Annotated in this window: 7 protein-coding genes; all 7 read right to left on the bottom strand. The window is 36.2% G+C overall.

What is annotated here, in order from left to right; translation table 11 throughout:
* Position 1: 1 nt before the first annotated feature.
* The 7 genes from H7F21_RS06300 to H7F21_RS06265 all read right to left on the bottom strand — a co-directional run bounded on the left by H7F21_RS06300 (position 2) and on the right by H7F21_RS06265 (position 18,250).
* Positions 2-3,499 (bottom strand): glycosyl hydrolase, encoded by a 3,498-nt coding sequence (locus H7F21_RS06300; protein ID WP_221892434.1) that lies wholly within the window; start codon positions 3,497-3,499, stop codon positions 2-4.
* Positions 3,492-5,807: a glycoside hydrolase family 78 protein gene (locus H7F21_RS06295; protein ID WP_185788349.1), complete on the bottom strand. Its 2,316-nt coding sequence runs from the start codon at positions 5,805-5,807 to the stop codon at positions 3,492-3,494. Before H7F21_RS06295 ends, H7F21_RS06300 begins: the two co-directional genes overlap by 8 nt.
* A gap of 201 nt (positions 5,808-6,008) precedes the next feature.
* On the bottom strand, positions 6,009-9,038 hold the full coding sequence (locus H7F21_RS06290) for a glycoside hydrolase family 2 TIM barrel-domain containing protein (RefSeq protein WP_185788348.1): 3,030 nt from the start codon (positions 9,036-9,038) through the stop codon (positions 6,009-6,011).
* A gap of 143 nt (positions 9,039-9,181) precedes the next feature.
* Positions 9,182-10,627: a sulfatase gene (locus tag H7F21_RS06285; RefSeq protein ID WP_185788347.1), complete on the bottom strand. Its 1,446-nt coding sequence runs from the start codon at positions 10,625-10,627 to the stop codon at positions 9,182-9,184.
* A gap of 36 nt (positions 10,628-10,663) precedes the next feature.
* Positions 10,664-12,664: a hypothetical protein gene (locus tag H7F21_RS17285; RefSeq protein ID WP_221892433.1), complete on the bottom strand. Its 2,001-nt coding sequence runs from the start codon at positions 12,662-12,664 to the stop codon at positions 10,664-10,666.
* 9 nt (positions 12,665-12,673) lie between these two features.
* Positions 12,674-15,445, bottom strand: a complete 2,772-nt coding sequence (locus H7F21_RS06270; protein WP_185788346.1) for a family 78 glycoside hydrolase catalytic domain — start codon at positions 15,443-15,445, stop codon at positions 12,674-12,676.
* A 3-nt stretch (positions 15,446-15,448) separates the two neighbouring features.
* Entirely contained in the window at positions 15,449-18,250 is a 2,802-nt protein-coding gene (locus H7F21_RS06265; RefSeq protein WP_185788345.1) for a family 78 glycoside hydrolase catalytic domain, read from the bottom strand.
* Positions 18,251-18,348: the final 98 nt, after the last annotated feature.

The raw sequence follows: 18,348 nt of genomic DNA, 5'->3' as shown, positions 1-18,348 counted from the left end.
TTTAAAGTTTAATTTTTTTATAAAATTGAATCTTTACAGGTCCCAAAAGTCCGGAAGTTTTGAGTTCATCATCTTCGCTCCAATGTTTCCATGACGGAAACGTGATTCTTTTACTAGGCCTTTGAGTATTATTGAGCAACCAATTGGGTAAACGTTTTATTTTATTGCCTTTACGTTCAAAATCTAGTGATAATTTTTCATCGCCAATTAATTGGTTTGGCCATAGGTTGGTTACTTTTATTTCAAGGGTGTTTTCTCCAACTTTTACATCATCGGTAATGTCAATTCTAAATGGTGCTTTCCAGAGTATTCCTAATGTCTTACCGTTTATAATGACTTCTGCGATGACGGCTACACTTCCTAAATCCAATTCTAGTTTTTTATCAGATTTTAAGTGTTTTTTAGACAATTTAAACCTCTTTTGATAACGCGCTGTTCCTGAAAAATGCTGAATATCTTCGTTTGAAGATTCTGACCACGACATTAATTCATCAAACTTTACTTTATTTTCTGAATCAGATTCTGACGGAAATGAAACATCCCAAGCACCAGACAGCACCATTGGTTTAGTCACAGATTTCACCTTAACAGTCTTGGTTTTTCCAAATGCATTTGTATAGGTGAGTTCGCCTGGATATGGTGTTATCCATTGTGCTTTCTCTTTATTTAAAACTAACTCAGGTTTGATGATGTCTTTTGAAAGATTTAAATGTCTTCCTTTTGGAATGAACAACGCTTGTTCTTCGCCATCTGTTGTAAAGGTTATTTTTATAGCCGTATTATTACCTTGAGGTGTTTTCCCATCAATCAACCGATTTTTTACAGGAATACTATATTCTCTTAAAGCTATCTTTTCTTTGATTGTATTAGTAACATCATAAACAGGATAATTCTTTGGAACGCCTTTGGTTTCTGGTTTGAATTTCCCAAAAACGGCTTTTAGGACTTTAAGGTCTTTATCGCCTGCATCAATATCAACAAACTCCTTTTCGCGAACATATTTAGTTTCAATAGCATCACCAATTTGATATTCCATTCTAAACTCCTTTACATATCCCATAGCAGGGTCGCAATCACAAAAATGTCGCGTTGCTTGAATATGTAATTGATTATCTTTTACCTCAGAAGCTACTTTATCCGTAATATCCACTACACCCTCTTGAAGAAATGTACCATATTCAGCTTTAATGATTTTTAAATTTGAAAGAGGTTCACGTTGAGGATTCTCAATATCCATTTGAGCTGAAACCAAATTGTGTTTTGCTTTTGAGACGTTCTTAAACACCACGAATACCGCTTCTTCTGAACCTAATTGAATTGGCAAACTAATGGTACCATCTTTATGATCTTGCCAAACGGCTGGTTGTTTAATTTCACCCGTTTCAGCATTCCAAAGTTCTGGCTGTTTTCCTGATACTCGAAAACGCATATTTATTTCTCGACTTTCTTTTCTAGCATTCGCGATAAAGTAAATATCGGCTTCATCGGTTTTTCTGTGAATGAAACTGATGTCTGAAGCATCATCGCTTTCAATTTTAAAATCCGTTGATAATTGGGATTGTTTTAAAAAATCTACAATCGAAATGTCCTTTACCAATGCTTTATTCCATAAGGAATTCGTAAGTTTTTCAACTTCTGTATCACATAAAGGGAAGTTTTCTAAACTTGGTGATTTTTCAGGTTTAAAACCTATGACTTTTCCGCCATTTGAAACTAATTCTTCGATTTTCCTTAGTGTCTCTGGTTTTATCCAATCGGATTCAGGTAAAACTAAAACCTCATATTGTCCACCAACAGGTGTGCATATCTTTCCGTCTTTTATGAATACATCTGACAACTTATTAGAACCAATTAAATCATAATCGTATCCCAAATGCTTGATTTCGGGTAATAAAAAAGCGGTATTTGGTGAAGATTCACCTGTAAACACTAAAACGTCGGCTACATTTCGACCTTGTTGCAGCAAAAACTGTGAACGCGCGATGTAATCCATAAAGCCCTTACTTTGGCTCCACCAGGTATTTAATCGATTGAAATCAGTACCATGATAACTTAAGGCTAATCCTGGTGCCACGTCCCAAGGTTGATGCACATAGGTGTGAAAAATAAAACGTGTAATCCCTTCTGCCCATGCCTTATCGCCAATGGATTTGAGTTGCGCAGGATGCTCATCCCAACCACCAATACCTGTAAACGATTCGGCTCCAACAATAGAACTCCCATTTAAATGGGCAATAGAGGATACGAACTTAGGCGAATCGAAAAACGGATATCCACCACTCCAAAACTCACACATCACAATATCTCCTGTAGCACCAACTTGCATATTATCAAACGGTCCCCAATAGGGTTCTACTGAAAATTTCATTCCATTTTTATGGCATAAATCACGAAAATGACCATAGTAATTTTCAGCCATTAAATCGCCAATCGTTCTTCTAAAATCCCAAAGAAAGCGTTCCGTAACTTCCCCACTTTCTACATAATAACCTGCTAGAGTTGGTAAATATTCTGTGAGAGTATAACCTCTTAATTTTTCAAACTCAGCATCAAAACCAGCAGTCCAATTGGTGGTTCCAACTTCGTAACTATCAATCAAACAATTATTAACCGTACTACCTACTAAATCTCCTAATTTATTAAGGATGGGTTGAATACCGCCTTCCCAATAGACATCTACGGCCTTTTCACTCATTTTATCTACTTCTAAACCACGACCACTTTCTGGTGCTGGATGATTCGTTTTTCCTATGGCTGTATGGCCTATTCTTAAAATAATCCATTCGCCTTGAGGCACATGCCATTCTAAAAATCCGGCTTTGTTTAGTTTCGACGTTAAATCAACAATATTGTTTTTATTGACTATTGCTGAAGCAGGAATGTCTTTTGCATCTGGCAGTAAATGATTACGAATACGCCCAGTTAGGTTTTTATAATCTAATCCATCTATTTTAATATCGGATTGAAGCTTAGGAAATGCCAAGACTGCAATATCTTTATAATAGTTTAGTTTGGTTTCTGGTTGTGGTAATTGGTCTTTAAATAATTTTCCGCCTTGAACTGTAACTTCGCTATAAACCGTAGTTTGCATCGCATATTCTGGTGTCATCCATGGCCCTCCAGACGATGACCAACCTGCGCTGTTATGAAAGGTCAATTCTAAACCTAATCGTTTGGCTTCCTGTGCTGAAAAGAGAAACAAGTCTAACCATTCTTCACTTAAATAGTCTACTGAACCTTCTGGAAAACCTAAATGCACATTAAACAATTGGGCTTCTTGGATACCCACGTCTTTCATCGCCTCCAAATCTTTTGTGATTCCAGATTTAGAGACGTTACCACTAATCCAATGCCACCACGTTCTTGCTTTGGCTTCGTTTGGTGGTGATTTAAAACCAGATTCCAACTCATCGTTTATAGATGAATTTTGACCATGTAATGCCATGCTAAGCATAGCTAGGAAGAAAACATTAAATATGATTATTTTTTTTTTAATCATTGTCTGTTACTTCTAAATTATCAAAAAGATTTCCATGATAGGAACTGGCAAAAGCAACGTAACCATTACTAACAGCGTGAGTTGTTTCGGTTATTGACTTGTCATCAACAAAAACTTCAACGTTTTTATCTTGAAACTTTATCTTCAATTGGTGCCAAATATTGCCATCAAAATCGATAATATCTCCTTTGGATAATGTTTTCTTATTATGCATTAGCTTCCAGTTTCCGTTTTTTTCAATCAAAAATCGATAACCGTTCAAAAAACTTCCTTTTACACGTCCTCCTAATTCCACATTACCATCTTCAATATAAACGTCTGCACTACAGGTAAAATTCTTCCAATTCACGTCTCCTACTAAAGTGTGCGGTTTTATGTTAGTTCTTCGGTAAATTCGCATCCAATCATAACCTGGTTCTGGTGCAATTTGTTTTAAGCAATTGGTGCCATCTGCTTTTACAGCGATTTCAAAACTTCCCTTTTGATCTGAATGGTATTTTGGCAAGTCACCAACCTTTCTATCCTCGTAATCCTCTTGATATGGAAATGGAAATGCTTGAGATTCAGGAATCTCATACTTTCCTTTTTGCTGGCCAGTTGTTGTGGTTAAGGAATAGATGCTTTTAGCATCAAGTTGTATGGTAAAGGATCTCTTTTTAGGAACGACACATGCTAACTCTACAAATTGATTTTCTGAATCAGATTTCCAAACATATACCTTGTCGTCAGCTAAGCCTTTTTGAATATTTACATCTATAATCTCGGATTTTTCAGTACAAATAATCATACTCCAATTGGCACTGACTTTATCTTTTAAGGTAACAACACTTCCTTTATAAGTTGATACATCAAATACACCACAGGCTTCATCCAAATATTGCCAATTGTGTGGCGTGGCAAATTGCGTAGTATGCGCCGTTGCCCAAATCGTTGGCCAAACTTCATAATAACCGCTCCAAGGTTCATTGGCTTTCATAGCGCCTGCCTTATCCCAAGTTACAGATTTATATATTGAGCCAATAGGTGCCCAAATCAATGATTTTGTAATTTTATCTCGAATGTAAAATTTGTTGTACAATCGTGCCAAGTTTAATGCTCCTGCACCATCCCAATCTTTACCTGTCCAACTCCAATCTTCACTTGCCCAAAGTGGTTTTCCAGATTGTTTTGCTTTTTCTGTAGTTGGTCGACCACGACCATCTACCATATTGTCGGTAAACTCTCTTCCTGAAACATAATGATAACCTACAGCTTCAATGACGTCATTAAACGCGTTGTCTTTTTCTAAATCATTAAATATTTTCCAGTCACCACTGTTATCATCAGGGCCTTGAATTTTTACATTTTTATAACCACTGGCATCTAATGTTGGTCTCATATGGTTTACCAACCAATCACGATCAGTATCATTTTCATTTTCTGCAGCTGCCACCCAATCTATATCTAGATTCCATTGTTTTTTGGCAACATCTAAAAAAGCCACAAAATACTCAGCGGATTCTTGCGTGTAAATGTTTGGTTTTAGCCACCCAGGAAAACTCCAAGGTAGGTATTCAAGAATCATATCAGAATTTCTGTTTTTGGCTTCTCTCATCAACCAAAACTCATATCCGCGAGAAACCGGATTTTTTAATTCTTCTTTAGTAAAAGCGTGTGAGGGTTCTGAACCACAAGTGGAATTTTCTCCTCCACCCATTTCTACTTTTAAATGTTGAAAAGCTGCTCCAAATTTAGGTTTGAATAAAAGGTCTAAAATTTGGCTTCTTACAGGGTCTTTATAATCATATAATAAATCTGTTGAAGCACCTGCACTAACCGCTCCAATACCTTCAAAAGTGCGGCCTTCATCTTTACTGTTTATATTGATTGTGATGACGCCTTTTGCAGATTTAGAAAACACATGAGGTTGAAATGCGTTTTTTGGGTTTTCTATTTCTCCCATTTCAAACCACGAAACTTCACTGTGAACCGCTCCTCGATTATTTCCCCAAACAGTAACTTTCCAGTACACGCGCTGTGCTCTTTTTAAAGGCTCTCCTGAATACTGTATACCACTAGACTGCGATGAACTTGTTGGACCTGAATCCCAAAGGTCAGGATATTTTAATTTTTCTGGTGAGGTTGCCATTACAATTCTATAGCCTCCTTGTTTTGGACTTTTTGTATTGCCCATAAACTCCCAACTAAAATGAGGTTTATTAATAGTTATGCCTTTTGGGTTTGTTTTTGATTCACATTTCAAATCTTTCACCTCCATAGCATAGGTAAATGAACACATAAAAAATATAAAACATACTATTTTGTTCATCACACTTATACTTTTTTCACAATTGAAAACAACATGTTACTCAACACTTTTACTGCGTAAGAAAATTTAATGCAATCATTAATTGTTACTTTTTATTTTTACAATTCAATCTTTATTGCAACTATAAAACAACAACACGCCATTAAAAATCACTAATCCACAAATAATAAATACTACTGTCATTATCGCTAATATTTTATTTTAATCCACAAACAACTCGTCAATAAAAGGTCCACTTTCGCCTTCTGTTTCAAGTCTAATATTATTGGCTCCTGCTTTTAGAGTGATGATAGTGGGCACAAATTTCCACTCTTTCTCCCAACCACCAGTTGCCTTAAATTCTAATGTTCTGATGTATTCGTCATTGACGTACAATTTCATAGGATGTAATTCTCCTTCATTGTTATGCATGTACCGAAAACGAATACTATAATCACCTCCTTCACCATCATTTTCTTGATAAAATGCTACTGAACCTTCCTTTCCATCAAAGCGTACAAATCCAGTTCCTTTATAACGACGTGCGTCAGTACTTGCTTTTGCTCCGCCTTTTAAGATGCCATCTTCTGCAGAAATATTGATTCCTCTACCAATCCACATATCCTTAGAATGTTCGTCTCCCCAAAATAAACCTCGATTTTTACCAAAGGTTTCTTCCATGTCTAAAACACTCTTGCCGTTTTGTTTTATAATCGCTTTTACTGTGGTGCCATCGCTAACTTCAAAAGCTCCTTTATAAATCGTACCATTTGTTTCAGGATTATCTCCATTGGTTGTACAAAGAATTTCTAATCCATCCACATTTGAATTGCCTAAAACTTGAATCTGTTTAGCATCAATAGTAATTGTATTTGAAGTAAATAAAGCTTTATCTCCTAAAATTGATGCCGTAATAATCGAAGCCATCTGTGCATTAGGTAATTCTCTTAAAAACAATCTCGTTTTTCCAAAAAATAAAGCTCTAAAATCAGATTTTGTTCTACTTACAGAGTCAATTGGATTTCCATTTTCCATAGAAATCTTCTTCACATCGCCTCGAATATTATAGTAAACTTTGTTTTCTCCATAAGGGTATAAATTATTGTTTTCGTCTAAGCTTTCTGAAGTGATGATATAACTTGTGGTAAAACTATCTTCAGCTTCTAATTTCTGAATTGTTGTTCTTAATTTTGACGGTTGTTTACTCGTTGAAAAAGAGGTGCATTTGACTTCCTTACCATCGCTATAAGCTACGGCTTCAAGTTTCCCTTCTTCATAAGGCACCATCCATTCGCATTGCATTTCGTTCCAAACCGTTCCTGGCTGGTCTTTTCCTAAGGATTTTCCGTTTAAGAACAACTCTACTTCGTCTACATTGGAATAGACCCAAACTGGAATTTCAGTTCCCTTTTTCATTCTTGGATGTGTCCAATGCGGTAACATGTGAATCATTGGTTCTTTGGTCCATTGACTCTGATAGAAATAAAATAAATCTTTTTTGAATCCAGCGACATCTAAAGCACCTCCCATGAATAAGTTGAACGGTAAACCTCCATGTACTAAACCAGCTTCTCCGTAATAGTCGAAACCTGTCCAACGGAAATGACCACTATGCCATGGATGGTCTCGCATGACTTCCCAATACTTTCTTGCCGACACTCTTACAGTTGCATTATCATAAGACGAATTAAAACTTTGCTTTCTATTCCTCCAGTTTTTGGGATTGATACCTTCATAGAAAAAGATTTCTTTTTCGGTTAAATTGGGTAAGTCGTAAGTTCCTGGTAATTCATTATCTCGCCACCATGTTTGTGTTCTATAATAACCTCTAGTTTGCCAGGTATGTGGTGCTTCAGTAGAAATAAAAGGCTTATCGAATGTTCTGCTTTCGATAAAAGACTTTGTCTCAGAACCTCCGTTAACGCCTGTGATATCCATGTCTTCTGGATTTCCTGCGCCAGATGTAAATAATCGTGTTGGGTCTAAACGTTTGCCAAATTTTACCAATTCTGGTGCCATATCACTATGCGTTTCATTGCCTAAACTCCACACAAAAATACTTGGGTGATTTCTATCTCGTGTTATCCATTCTGTTACATCACGTTGCCACCATTCATCAAAAGCTTGTTTGCCATAATCTTGAGGTGCTTTTTTGTGCCAACCATCAAATATCTCATCCATAACAAGCAAACCTATTTCATCACAGATATCATAAAACATTGGTGGTGTTGGATTGTGTGACGGACGAATGGCATTGATACCCATATCTTTTAAGGATTGAAGTTTCCAACGCAACATCGGTTTTGTCCAAGCTCCTCCTACAGGACCTCCTTCCCAATGTTCGCAAACCCCTTTTAGTTTTATATTTTCACCATTTAACCAAAAGCCAGTTTCGGTTTTCCATTCTACAGTTTTGAAACCAAATGTGGTTTCAACCTCATCAATGATTTTTTTACCGTCTAAAATTTGAGTTACAGCCTTGTATAAACTTGGACTTTTTGGACTCCATAATTGTGGATGCTCTATTTCAAATTGGAAGGTTGGATTGGATACTTTTAATTGCTCACTTTTACGAGTTAATTCGTTTCTTTCTGGTGACAATATTTTTACCTCATATTTTAGATTCTTTAGATTACCATTAATTTCTGTATCAATTACAACTTCAGCTTTGTTTTCCTGAATGGTAGGTGTTCTTACAAAAACACTATTGGGTTTAAAATGTGTAGGATGGACCTCAATCAGTTTCACAGGTGCGTAAATTCCGCATGGATGATACCAACGTGCTGAAGGCTCTAAACTATTATCTACTCTTACAGCAATTGTATTTTCTCCTGCTTTTAAATACTTAGAAATATCGTATCTGAAACTGATGTAGCCGTAAGGTCGTTTACCTAAATGATTGCCATTGACCCAAACGTCACTATTCATGTAAACACCATCAAAATTGATGAAGGTGATGCTAGAAAGACTGGCTTTATTGACATTGAAAGATTTACGATACCAACCAATACCACCATCGTGATAGCCACCACCTTGACCTTGGTCACCACCTTTCCGCACGCCATTTTCAAAGGACCAATCGTGTGGTACGTTTAAGGCTGTCCAAGATGAATCGTCTAAGTTTTCTTGTGAAAAATTGGCGTTATCCTCTAAAATAAATTGCCATTGGTTATTGAAATTTGTTACAGAACGCTGCGTATAAACAAGATTTATACCTATAACTAAAAATAGAACTAACAGCGATTTTTTCATTTTCATTTGATTGACCTTAACGCGTCACTCAAACTTAATTTTAAAAATTATGAATATAATCCTGTAGTGTCATGCTCTGGCACAGTTATTCATAATTATTCAACTATCAATTCCTAAATTTTAATCTTTGCTTTAATCGTATTTTATCTTCTTGGCAAATCATTTTGAAGAAACGGCTTATCTCTTGGAAATTGATCTTCTAATAGTGTTTTTAGGTTTTTTTCTACTTTTTGATGCGTTTTATTTCCTGATAAATTGACATAAGACAACAAACTATTTTTATGCTCATAGAGTTCTGCTTCTAATATTTCATTGGTCTCTGAGTTTCTCCATTCGGTATAGCGCCAATTACCATCGGTAACTGTACAACCCATTATTTTTTTGCCTCTCGCATAAACACTAAATGCTGCTTCATCCCATGTTTTATTGGGTTTATCAATAACCGAAAGAAAACTTTTACCGTCAGAATCTGGCCCTTCTAAACCGCAATACTCAACTAGAGTAGAAAAAATATCGACATTTTCTATTAAAGCATCAGAAGTTTTACCTGTTACTCTTTTTTTATAGCTCGTTTCTCTACTAATAATTAAAGGTACTCTAACATCTATTTCTAAATTAGATTGCTTACACCACGATGCATATTCCCCAATTTTATAACCATGATCGCTCATGAAAATCACCATCGTATTTTTTCTTAAATCTAGCTTTTCTAAGGTTTCCATGACTTTCCCTAATTGTGCATCTATGTAACTGATTGAAGCATGATAACCATGTATTAACGCTCTCGTTAAATCATCATCTAAATCACCTTCTTTAGGAATTCCGTGATAGCTTTTTAACTCTCCCCATTTGGGTAGTGCCAATCTGTAAGCACCTTCTGGTTTTTTTCTTGAGGGAACTTTGAACTCATTTTGATCGTATAAATCCCAATATTTTTTTGGAGCATTATACGGCAAATGCGGTTTACTTAAACCAACGAACATTATAAATTTATCGTCCTTTACCTTGTTTAAAGTTTCTATAGCATAATTAGCGGCGCGTCCGTCTTTATAGGCTTCGTCTGAAACATCTGCATCCTCAAAAGCTGGTCCTTTTAACGGTTTTACACCTTCGGATTTTAGACGTTCCATTAATGCTATATTTTCAGGTTTATGGTAACTGTTTGCTTCTTTTTCAAAATAGGTTGTCCATTGGTTTTTATCATCACTACCATGATGATATACCTTACCTATACTTACCGTTTTGTATCCATTTTCTTTGAATAATTGCGGCAGTGAAATCACCTCTTTATGCACTTTACGTAGTGGTGTAAAAATACTATAAATACCAAGTGTTTCTGGACGTAAACCTGTTAACATGCTCATTCTGGAAGGTGCGCAAATAGCTTGTTGTACATAAGCTTTGTTAAACATAACACCTTCTGACGCTAGTTTGTCTATGTTCGGAGTAATCGCGGTTTCGCTTCCATAACAACCTAATTCAGCTCTTAAATCATCTACATAAAAAATTAATACATTGGGTTTCTCTTTTTGAGCAGAAACTGATGTGTATGCACATAGTATGAGAAGTAAACCTATAATTTTTTTCATTTTTATAACCATTGTCTTATGCGATATTGATTCGTACTACTTCTCTATATAGTTCAACAAGATGCTTTTGACATCGTCCACATTGCCTTGTTCTAATCCGCCATTTGTCGCTCCTGTAATCCAATATAACACCATGCCTGCATCTGAACAGTCCCACTTTCCTTTTTGAAATTTTACGATATTATCTAGTTCTGCAAGTTTTCCTTGAATCCATATGCCTTGAATTCTAGGGTCCGGATGATTTTTCGCCCAATCCCAATCTTCAAGTTTAACTTTTAACTTAATATTCTGGTCTGGAATCCGAACTTCTTCTACTCCAAAATCTAATATGTCTTGCCATTCGTAGAAATCACCTGCGTCGTCGTTTGCAGAATGATGGGTTACGACCTTGACAAATTGGTGCTTTTCTTTTGGTGCAGCTTTTAGAGCAAATCCAATGATATCTGGTTCGCCTGCTTCGATAATCCAAAGTGGGTCCTCTGCAGTAGATACACTTATGGCATGTGCTAAATCTTTAATCGTTTTTTCCTTTTGCCACTTCGCATCTAGAAAGGTTATAGACTCAAAACCTCCCCAACGTCTTGCTGTAACATCACAACTGCTTTGCATTAAGGCATGACGCTCTTCCTCTGCGGACTCTGAGATTCTTTGGTTTCTTATCAAATCGCAACTGTGTGAGTAATGTACCAATCTGTTTTCGAGCCCAGCAGCTCTTAACAAAGCAATAGAGACTGCTGTACCGCCAAGGTCATCTGGATCTGGTGAATTACCATCTGCAACAATAGCAATGCGACCTGCAGGTGCTTTAATTACAGGTGCTGAATTTTGCACCACTTCTATGTTGCTTTTGAATGGTGTTTTTATAATCGCTTTACCTTTACCAACTGGCGCAAAAACGATTCCCGACCAACGTGCTCTCGCCCATTCTTTTCCATCGGCACTAGCTATTTTTGCTACGACTGTAATTTTATCGCCTTTTTTAAGTTTTACATTTTCCCAAAGACCATTATTGTTTTCACCTTCTTCAAAAACATCGTTTGATAATGGTGGTTTAAACGTGCCTAATTTTTTATCGTTTATTAATATTTTAAACTCCGACTGTCCATCATTTTCTCCCACACCAACAAATACCAAATCGTAACTTCCATTTTTAAATGTAAAAGACGTCGATGTTTCTGCTTCTTTTTGCTTATTTGGATTAATACCAAGCCATTTGCCACCAGCATGTTTATAAAACCCTGTACCTTTTATTGGAAAATCATCAATAGGCAAGGTTTTATTTTCAATATTGGAAGCTGCAATTTGTTTGTAATAGGATTGCATAGGCCAAAGCGTAGTGACCTTTAACCCTTCATCTTTTGGAATATATGAGCTGTCCTTTGTTAGAATAAATTTATCAAACTCAAAACCATCCTCGCGCATACTAAATTGTATGTCATGAACTCCCGCTTTTTCAATATCTAAATAGATTTCTTTTGATACACCACAATGCACTTCTTTTGTACGTTGTTTACTTTCCCATGTCCATTTATGTTTTCCTTCGCACCATTGCATACGTTGACCATGTTCTGGCCACTCACTATTTAACCCAACGTGTACGCCATTATCTTCACTTCCTGTACTGAAAGCGCGTACCCAAACGTAATATCGTCCTGGATTATTTATTCTAACTTTATAATGTAAAACGCCTAATTCACCGGCTTTATTCGAGAAATTTTCTCCTTGAATGAGCTTATCAGAATGCGTGACTCTCGTATCTGGTAATATTTCAATATAAGCAGCATTACTTGCTCCTGAATGATGATGCGTATCGTCATCTCTACCTACATGAGACACAGCGTCTTTTGAGGTGATATACCATTGTCGAATTTCGGATTTACTTTGCTTATTAAAGTATTCCGCTTCAACGGCTACCACGCCATTATTTTCCATAAAAATAACGTCGTCATCAACAATCGGCATATTGAAATTTGTCGATTGGGCATTCAAAAATAAACTTGATACTAGAAGTAAACAGATTACAAATTTTAGCTTCATTTTGTCAACTTATTTAAGTTTTGATTGAAATGTGTATGTCCCAGGTTGCACTTCTAATTCAAAAGTATCGTTTCCTGTGGCAATCAACTTCATATTTGAATTATCTTCAAACGTTTTTCCATCAATTTCGAGTGTCTGGCTTGTATCGGCAGGTATAATAACTTTAGCCGTTGTATTTGGTGGAATTACGACTTCCAAATCGAACTTGCCATCCTTAATTTCCCATGAAGACAATACTTTTCCGAAAGGTGTGTTTAAACTTGCCGAAGCCGATGTTAAAGGCTCTTTGACTTGAGGTGCAATTTTAATCACTTTATATCCTGCTTCCAAAGGTGCAATACCTGCAATACGTTCATACATCCATTCACCTATGGCACCATAGGCGTAATGATTTAAGCTATTCATGCTCATGGGATTGTAACCTTCGGTTTTGCTGTAACTATTCCAACGTTCCCAAATGGTAGTCGCACCTTGATTGATAGAATAAAACCACGATGGATAAGTTTCATTAAATAACAATTTATAGACCATATCTACTTCTCCCATATCGTCTAAAACTCTTGACAACAATGGTGTTCCTAAAAAGCCTGTTCTTAAATGATAATCTGCATCTTTAAGCTTGCGTAACAAATTAGTCTGTGCGTTCTTGATTTTAGATTCAGGTAATAAATCGAATGCTAATGCCAATAAATAAGAGGTTTGGGTTTCTGTGACGCCTTTTACTTTTCCAGTCTCATCAAAAAACTTATCATCAAAGGCTTTTGCTACAGTTTGGTATAGTGCTTCGTATTTAGCTTGCTCTTCTGTTTTACCAAGAACTTCGGCAGTAAGAGCCGTTAATTTTGCAGAATGTGCAAAAAATGCCGTACCAATTAAATTTCTAGAAGTATCTCCTCTATTATCACCACTTTCAGGAAAAGGTTGCAACCAATCTGAAAACGACATCATATTAGAAATATGTTTATTTGACTTTTTTTGATGATACCTAACCCAATTTTTCATCATCTCAAAATTATCTTCTAAAAAACCTACATCGCCAGTTCGCATATAGATTTTCCAAGGAATAATTGTGCCTACATCACCCCAACCCGAACTTCCAATTTTATTGCCGCGAGAATCTGGAACCGTCCACGGAATGGCACCATCTTCTAGTTGCGCTTCACGTACACTTTGCAACCAACTTGCCCAGAATTTATAAACATCGGCATTAAACATAGATGTTGGCCCGAATACTTGTGCATCACCTGTCCAACCCAAACGTTCATTACGTTGTGGACAGTCGGTTGGGATATCTAAAAAATTTCCTCGCAAACCCCAAACAATGTTGCTTTGTAGCTGGTTCAATTTATCATGCGAAGAGGTAAACGTACCGTTATCTTCAAAATCGGAATACTGCACAATACCTGTTACCCAATCCTTCGTTGGTGTTTCTGAGGTATCAAAACCACTTAATTCAACAAATCGAAAACCATGAAACGTAAATTTTGGTTGATATTCAATATCTCCATCTTTCGCGGCAATATAATAATCTGTAGAATGTGCGCTTCTATAATTTTTAGTATAAAACGTACCATCTGGCGATAACATTTCGGCAAACCTTATTTTAAGGGTATCTCCTTTTTTCATTGGAACATTTACAACAGGTACACCTACCATATTTTGTTTTAAGTCAAATACAGCCACTCCGTCATTACTCGTAATATCTTGTGGTACTAACTTGATTTTATCTTTTACTGCAGTATGACGTTTTGGTTCTAACTTCACCTTAGCATCAAGAGCTGCAACTTCAACAGACATCCAATCTTTATCATCAAAATTAATAGTCGTCCAATCAGGCATTTCCAAATTCGCGTTGTAGATTTCGCCATCATAGATTTCAGCAAATTGAAGTGGTCCGTTGGTCATTCCTTTCCAACTATCATCAGAAACAATGATTTCTTTAGAACCATCACTCATCGTCATTTCTAACTGTGCTAAAACTTTTGGTGAAATTCTATTATCCCATGGTGTGGTTCCCCAAAGTAAACGACCAGAATACCAACCCGAAGCCAGTTCAACACCAATCATGTTTTGTCCTGATTCGATTAAATCCGTAACATCATAAGTTAAGGTCTCAATACGTTTGTCATACGTTGTAAAACCAGGCGACATCGCATCGTCTGAAACGTTTTCACCGTTTATAGACACATCAAACACGCCTTTAGAGGTAATGTATAAGCGCGCTGAAGTGACATCATCGGATAATTCAAATCCTTTTCTTAAATATTGTGGTTTGTGTATAAGCACTTTTCCTCGTCCTCTAATACTGTCCTTAGCGGTATCTAAACCAATCCAATTGGCTTTCCAATCGCTATTGTTTAATAAACCCAATTCAAAATGATTAGTTTCACTCCACGTTGAAGCTTCACCATCTTGATTCCAATATTTCACTTGCCAATAGACTTTTTGGCGGGATTCGAGTGGTTTTCCTTTATATGTAATCCAAGTTGATTGCTTCGACGTTTGCTTTTCTGAATCCCATAAATCTGCATTATCAGGTAATAAATCTGGACTACCTGCCACTACAATGTGATAAGCCGACTGACTTTTATTGCTTTCTGACACAGGCAACTTCCATGAAAATGTTGGGTTAGCATTATAAAACCCTAATGGATTTTCAAACCCTTCGGACACTGTTAAATCTAGTGCATTTTCTAATGAGCCTTTAGAGTCACAAGACATTATTACACTCAAAAAGACCAAAGCGCACGCGAAATATTTGAAATTTGATTTTTTAAACATGATTTAAAGTTTAGTTTGAAAGTTATACGTTCCTGGTGCTGCTAAAATCTCTATTGAATCACTATCAGAACTGATTAATTTTAAATTTGAAGTTTCTTTGAAAGCACCTCCATTTATGATTAAATTATCTTGTATTCCATAAGGAATTTGAATCTCAGCAGTTGTATTTGGTGGAATCACAACATCAAGGTTAAAAGTACTATTTTCTATTTTCCAAGATGATGCTGCTTTTCCATAAGGCGTTTTCACACTTGCAGAAGCCGATGTCAAAAACTCGGTATTCGGTAAAGGTGCAATTCTAATCTTCTTGTATCCTGGTTTTAATGACGCTAAACCAGCCATGCGCTCGTATAGCCATTGGCCAATGGCTCCGTATGCATAATGATTCAAACTATTCATTGGCTGTGGATTATAGCCATCTGCTTTACTATAACTATTCCAACGTTCCCACATGGTGGTTGCTCCTTGATTTATGGAATAAAACCAAGATGGATAGCTTTCCTTAAAGAGGATTTTATACATCAAATCTATCTCGCCCATATCATCTAATACCTTTGGTAAAACAGGTGTTCCTAAAAATCCTGTTCCTAAATGGTAATCGGCATTTTTAATTTCTTCAAGCAAATGATTTTGTGCTTTTAGCTTGGTTTCTGGTTTAAATAAATCGAAATAAATGCCTAGTAAATAACTTGTTTGGGTTTGTCTGTCTTGTTTAAACTTTCCGTTTTCATCAAAAAACTCATTTTCAAAAGCATTAGCAACAGCTTTATATAAGTCTACATATTTTTTTTCATCCTCTGTTTTGCCTATAACACCAGCAATTTTAGATATTAAATGTGCAGAATGCGCAAAATAAGCCGTATTAATTAATTCTTTTGGTGTATCGCCTCTATTTGCTTTTTTAAGTGTTTCAGATGGATAAGGTTGTAACCAATCTCCAAACGAATGCATTATTGGTATATAAGGTTTCTTTTTAACTTTTGATTGATAGTACCCAACCCATTTTTTAGCCGATTCATAGCTTTCTTCAAGTACTGTAATATCTCCTGTTGCATTATAAATATCCCAAGGAATAATTACAGCGGCATCACCCCAACCAGAACTTCCGTTTTTGGTTTGCAAAACATCGGGCACAATAAAAGGCACCATGCCATCTTTATGTTCAGACTGGTTTTCTCGAAGACTTTGCAACCAAGCTGTCCAAAATGCATGTGTATTATAATTGAACAATGCCGTTGGTGCAATTACCTGAGCATCTCCTGTCCAGCCTAAACGTTCATCACGTTGTGGGCAGTCTGTTGGAATATCGAAAAAATTACCTCGCAAACCCCAAGTATTATTATCTTGAAGTTGATTCAGTTTGTCATGTGAAGATGTAAATGTTCCTTTAGCTTCAAAATCTGAGTGCTGTACCAAACCTTGCACCCAATTTGATTCTGGCTTTACTTTTTCATCATAACCACTTAATTCCACATATTGAAAACCGTGGAAGGTGAATTTAGGTGTATATTCTATAACGCCGTCTTTAGATGCTATATAATAATCTGTAGAATGTGCCGAACGGTAATTTTTGGTGTAGAATGTTTTATCTGCTAATAACATTTCAGAAAACCGTATTTTCAAAGTATCTCCTTTTTTCATAGGTACTTTTACTCTTGGTACACCTACCATGTTCTGTTTCAAATTAAAAACAGCCGAATTATCATGTACAGAAATTATTTCTACATCATCAATAGTGGTTTTATTTTTTACTGCATGATGCCTTTTAGGTTCTAACTTTACACTAGAAGAGATTGATTCTGTCTCTACAGCTTCCCAAGATGCATCATCGAATTCCGCATTTCTCCAATTTGGAATTTCAAGATTTGAGTCGTAAACCTCGCCATCATAAATACTTGCTAATCGTATTGGTCCATTCGTAGTTCCTTTACAAGACTCGTCTGATATAATTGTTTGTTTAGAACCATCTTTCATTGTAACTTCTAACTGACATAATATTTTGGGTGATGCAAAATTTTCGTAAAGTGCTTTCCCTCTGCTAATTCTTCCTGAATGCCATCCAGAGGCTAACTCAACCGCTAAAGCGTTTTTACCGGCTTGTAAAAGTTCAGTAACATCATAAGTCAATGTTTCTATGCGATGATTGTATGGCGTCCAACCTGGTGGCATGACATCATCACTTACATTTTTTCCATTTAAATGTACATCAAAAACTCCTTTTGCCGTAATGTACAATCTTGCAGAAGCAACATCCGAAGACAACTCAAATCCTTTTCTTAAATATTGTGGTCTGTGCATTAAAAATTTTCGAACGCCTTTAATGCTATCTTTTGCAGTATCTAATCCTGCCCATTTGGCTTTCCAATCGGCATTATGTAGCAAGCCTAATTCAAAAGTATTTATGTCGCTCCAATCAGATACCTCTTCATCTTGGTTCCAATACTTTACTTGCCAAAACACCTTTTGTCGAGATTGTAACTCCGAACCTTGATACTTTACAAAAGTAGATTGCGAACTTTTTTGCTTTTTAGAATCCCATAAATCAGGATTATTTGGCAATAAATCCGATGAAGATGCCAGAACGATTTGGTATGCCGATTGCGATTTAATATCTTCTGAAACCGGCAATTGCCATGAAAATGTTGGCTTAGCATTGTAAAAACCTATCGGATTTACAAAATTTTCAGAAAGCACTAAAGATTCAGGTCTTTTTATCTCTTCTTGATTGCACGACACGCAAACAAAAAATGACACAAAGCAGCACCAAAATAATAAGGGAAGTTTTGATTTTTTTGATTGTTTCATTTTACAAACACTGAGCTATATTTTTAGAGCTCTCCTAAGATTGACATAGTAATTACCAAAGTCTAATTTTTTCATATAAAAACTATCCTGTACAATTG

Origin of the sequence: Winogradskyella flava, assembly GCF_014243395.1 — a bacterium.
Classification (GTDB): domain Bacteria; phylum Bacteroidota; class Bacteroidia; order Flavobacteriales; family Flavobacteriaceae; genus Winogradskyella; species Winogradskyella flava.
The sequence above is the reverse complement of the archived record's forward strand: the minus strand, read 5'-3'. Positions and strand labels throughout refer to the sequence as shown.